The organism is Staphylococcus sp. GDY8P85P (assembly GCF_017892405.1).
Lineage (GTDB): Bacteria > Bacillota > Bacilli > Staphylococcales > Staphylococcaceae > Staphylococcus > Staphylococcus borealis.
On the sequence record NZ_JAESLA010000038.1, the window covers coordinates 1 to 5372 of the forward strand.

The window sequence follows — 5372 nt, forward strand, 5'->3', positions numbered from 1 at the left end:
CAATTTATTATAGAGCCTTTATTTATTGAATTGTTCTCTAACGTCAAAATGTCTTATTTTCAAGCAACTATTTAATTTAATCTGCTTTTTCAATCTCGATCAGTAGATCCCCTGTGGCAATTGCATCACCACTAACAACGGTTACTTGTTTGATTGTACCATTGAACGGTGCTTGAATTGTCGTTTCCATCTTCATCGCTTCTGTAATTAGTAGTGGTTGATTAACTTTTACTTCATCGCCAACCGCAACTTTTACCTCAGTAACCGAACCTGGCATTTGAGCACCGATATGACTTGGGTTTGATTTATCTGCTTTAGGTTTTAAGTTCGTATTTGTTTTAATATTTTCATCTTTAATCGAAATACGACGCGCTTGTCCATTCATCACATAATAAATCGTTCTATAACCATTTTCATCTGGCTCACTAATCGTTTCAAGTTTAATGATCAATCGTTTACCCGTATCTATTTCGATTTCAACTGTTTCCCCATTACGCATACCGAAGAAGAACGTTGGTGTATCTAATAACGATAAGTCACCATATTGTTGTTTCGTTTGAATATATTGATCAAATACTTTTGGATACAATACATAACTGATAACATCTTGTTCAGTCACTTCACCATAAGCTTTTGCTTCAAGTTCTTGTCTTATATCATCAAAATTTACAGGGGTTAAATATTCACCTGGACGTTCTGTTAATGGTTGTTGGCCTTTAAGGATGACCGCTTGGAGGTCTTTATTAAAACCATTGACTGGTTGACCGATGTCACCTTTGAAATAAGATACAACAGATTCAGGGAAATCTAACTTATGTCCTTCATTGATTACTGTTTGTTCATCCAAATCATTTTGAACCATATAAAGTGCCATATCACCTACCACTTTAGATGATGGTGTTACTTTCACGATATCTCCAAATAAGAAATTCACACGACGATACATATCTTTGACCTCGTGGAAACGTTCACCTAAGCCTAAACTTTTAGCTTGTTGACTTAAATTTGAATATTGTCCCCCAGGCATTTCATGTTGATAAATTTCAGTATTAGGAGATTTAATGTCACTTTCAAAGTCACTATAGTAAGGGCGCACAGTACTCCAATAATGACTGAGTTCTTCTAAGCCTTCAATATCTGCGCTTAAATGACGATTAAAGCCATTCAGTCCATAATAAAGTGAATTCGCACTAGGTTGACTTGTCAAACCACTCATAGATGCAACCGCAGTATCTATGATATCAACACCTGCATCTATCGCTTCTTTATAGATAAGCAGGCCATTTCCACTCGTATCATGAGTGTGTAAATGTATTGGTAAGTTTATCGCTGATTTTAATTCGCCGATAAGTTCATATGCTGCTTTAGGTTTTAATAATCCAGCCATATCTTTAATTGCTAAGATATGGAAGCCTTCACGTTCTAATTCTTTAGCTAAATTAACATAATATTCAAGTGTGAATACATTTGAACGTTCAGGATTTAAGATATCTCCTGTATAGCAAATTGCGCCTTCAGAAATTTTACCTGCCTTTTGAACCGCTTCATTTGCTACTTTCATTTGGTCGACCCAGTTTAATGAATCGAAAATTCGAAAGACATCTACGCCTGCATTTGCACTTTCTTTTACAAACTTTTCAATTACATTATCGGCATAGTTTTTATAACCGACTGCATTTGAAGCGCGTAATAACATTTGGAACAAAATATTTGGAATGGCTTTACGTAATCTTTCAAGTCGTTCCCATGGATTTTCCTTTAAAAAGTTATATGCGACATCAAATGTTGCGCCTCCCCACATTTCTAAAGAGAAACTATCTTTAAATACTTCAGCTGTTTTAGAGGCAATATTCATCATATCTTTAGTACGTACTCGTGTTGCTAAAAGTGATTGATGTGCATCACGAAATGTAGTATCAGTTACCAATACATCTTTTTGTTCACGAACCCAATTCGCAACTGCTCTCGGTCCTTCGTTATCAAGTAACTGCTTTGTACCATTCAATGAATTAATTTTTCTGTGAGACACTTGAGGTATCGTTGTTGATTCATAATCAGGTTTAGGTCTCTTTTCAACATTTGGGAAACCATTAATTGTGACATTACCGATATATTCAAGCGTTTTAGTACCACGGTCAAGTGTAGGTGCAATATTAAATAATTCAGGCGTTTGTTCGATAAATTTAGTTGTATAATCTCCACTTCGGAATTGATCATTTCGCATCACATTAATTAGAAACGGAATATTCGTTTTCACACCACGGATACGCATCTCGCGAAGAGAACGTTCCATCTTTTCTTCAGCTTGTTTAAACGTAACCGCGTGTGTCGATAATTTAACTAGCAATGAGTCGTAATACGGAGATATCTCTGCACCTTGGAAGCCATCTCCAGCATCTAATCGTACACCAAAGCCGCCACTTGAACGGTACGCGATAATTGTACCTGAATCTGGCATAAAATCATTGGTTGGATCCTCAGTCGTAATACGACATTGAATGGCATAACCTAATGATTGAATGTCTTCTTGTTGAGGCATAGAAATACGTTCATCAAACAAATTAGCGCCATCAGCAACTAGAATTTGAGTTTTAACAATATCTATACCTGTAATCATCTCAGTTATTGTATGCTCTACTTGTACACGAGGATTAACTTCGATAAAGAAGAACTCGTCCCCTGATACTAAGAATTCTACAGTACCCGCATTCACATATTTGATATTATTCATCAATTGTAGTGCCGCATCACAAATTCGTTCTCTTAAATCATGAGATAATCCTACTGAAGGAGCTACTTCTACAACTTTCTGATGACGACGTTGTACCGAACAATCACGTTCATACAAATGCACAATATTACCATATTCATCACCAATAATTTGTACTTCTATATGTTTCGGATTGTCTATGTATCTTTCAATATAAACGTCACTGTTTCCAAAAGATTTTTCCGCTTCAGATTTGGCACGGTGAAACGCATCTTCCAATTCTCTTTCTTCACGAACAATACGCATCCCTTTACCACCGCCACCACTAGTGGCTTTAATCATTAAAGGAAAACCAGCATCTTTAGCAAATGCTTTGGCCGCTTCGAAACTTTCAATTGGTCCATCAGTACCAGGAATGACTGGTAAGTTAGCTTTAATCGCAGTCGTTCTCGCTTTAACTTTATCCCCAAACATATCCAAATGTTCTAAGTGCGGACCAATAAATTTAATACCTTCTTCTTCACAACGATGTGCAAATTGTTCATTCTCACTTAAGAAGCCATAACCAGGATGAATTGCATCCACACCAGCTCGTTTCGCCACATCGATGATACGTTCAATGTTCAAATAACTCTCAGCTGGACCCAAATCTTTGCCCACTAAATAAGATTCGTCAGCTTTATATCTATGTAAAGCATTTTTATCTTCGTTCGAATAAATTGCCACGGTTTTAATATTTAATTCTGTTGCTGCCCTAAATATTCTGATTGCAATTTCGCCACGGTTTGCTACTAATAATTTTTTTATATGTTTCAAAAAAGGCACTCCCCTTTTAAAGTTTGAATATTCTAACTAATTAGATAATAAAATTTTATACTAACTCAAATAATAAAGCTATCTTTATTTATGAAATGTGAGTTATAAAAATAGTAAAGTACTTATAACGCTTGAAAATAGGTATTGCATATATACCCTTTTCTAAAACGCATGTTCAGAGTATCATCAGGAAAAATTATCATTAGTCATAACTTTATATTATCACTTTAATAGATAATACTCCACCGACATCGACGTTTTATAATATTTTTCATAAAAATGTAAAAAAACTTTACATGAACTCTAATTCTATGTTCATGTAAAGGTAACGTTTATATTATTCACTTTATCTAGTTAAACCAATTTTTTGTTTTTTAGCTTTTTGTGATCGTTTTTCGTCCATTTTGATTTGTTTGGCAACTAGCAATAATAGACCCATTGCAATACTTAAACTTAACATTGATGAACCCCCAAAACTTATGAATGGTAATGGAACACCCGTTAATGGGATAGTTGCTGAAATACCACCTAAATTGACAAACGTCTGACTTCCGATATAACTTGCAACACCTACACAAATTAATTTATAAAAATAAGATGGCGTTTTAGTAGCTAATACGAAAGCGCGATAAACGATAAAGAATAATAAGCAAATTACAAATAATCCACCTACTAAACCAAGTTCTTCACAAATGACTGCGAAAATAAAGTCAGTATGTGCCTCTGGCAAATAGCCAAGTTTCATAATGCCATTACCTAATCCGCGTCCAAATAAACCACCATTACCTATTGCCATTAATGAATTGGTCAAATGGTAACCTGTACCAGCTTCAGAACTGAATGGGTTCATTAGTGTACTAAAACGGGCTTTCAAATAGTGTGGCATCATACCGCTTGCTACAAAGAGTATAGCAATACCAACGAAACTACCAGCGATAAGTAAGACGGGTCCTTTGACTATTTTCTGAACACCAATGCCAGCAAAAATAAACATAGATACAATGATTATCATGATGAGCAATGTCTGTCCAATATCACCCTGTAATAATACTAAAAATAGACATACAACTATCAACACAAGTGGCGCAGTTATAACTTTAATTTTCTCTCTTACTTGTGGTAATTTTCGACTGATCACATATGAAATATATAATATGAATGCAATTTTCAACAATTCTGATGCTTGTAAGTTCATAAATCCAAGATTTATCCAACTCTTAGAACCGTTAATATTTTTACCTACAATAAGTGTTAAAAATAGTAACACGAAGATGATTATCATAATCCACTTCTGTGTTTTCGCTTGTTGTAATATTTTAATATTCAACATAAAAGCGATAAAGAATACGACAATAAAACTCATAATAACGTATATAAGCTGTCTATTGTAGAAATACGTACCAGATACTTCAAGTCCACCTGTTAACGTCCCTTTAGTTGCCGCAACCATACTTGCACTATATACCATAATCAAACCAAAGAGACACAAAATAACGTATGTAATTAATAATGTATAATCGATGAACTTAGCAGTTCTACCTATGTACCGAAATATATTTTTTAAATTACTCATAAAAATGATCATCCAATTCTAGATTTTTAAAACTATGGTCAATACTATTACATTTAAACATAATTTCTGTCTAAACTATTATATACTTTGTGCACATTGTTTAACAAATATAAACTGATTAGAGATGCATCTAATTAACCTACTAATTCAACCTTCAATTTGATAAAGCGCTTAAAACATAAAAAATAGCTGTGAAAAAATCTATCGTCATAGATTTCTTCACAGCTAATCTTAGTATGTTTTTTGTGCTATTTAGAATGAGTCCTTAGCGCA

General features: G+C 34.2%; 2 protein-coding genes. Both read right to left on the reverse strand.

Going from position 1 to position 5372, the window contains the following annotated elements; genetic code table 11:
* Nucleotides 1-76: 76 nt before the first annotated feature.
* Nucleotides 77-3526, reverse strand: a complete 3450-nt coding sequence (locus KA828_RS08345; RefSeq protein WP_210126038.1) for a pyruvate carboxylase — start codon at nucleotides 3524-3526, stop codon at nucleotides 77-79.
* A 346-nt stretch (nucleotides 3527-3872) separates the two neighbouring features.
* The gene (gene ftsW / locus KA828_RS08350) at nucleotides 3873-5099 is read right to left on the reverse strand and encodes a cell division peptidoglycan polymerase FtsW (RefSeq protein WP_210126039.1); all 1227 of its coding nucleotides are present in this window, start codon (nucleotides 5097-5099) and stop codon (nucleotides 3873-3875) included.
* Between the last annotated feature and the right edge of the window lie 273 nt (nucleotides 5100-5372).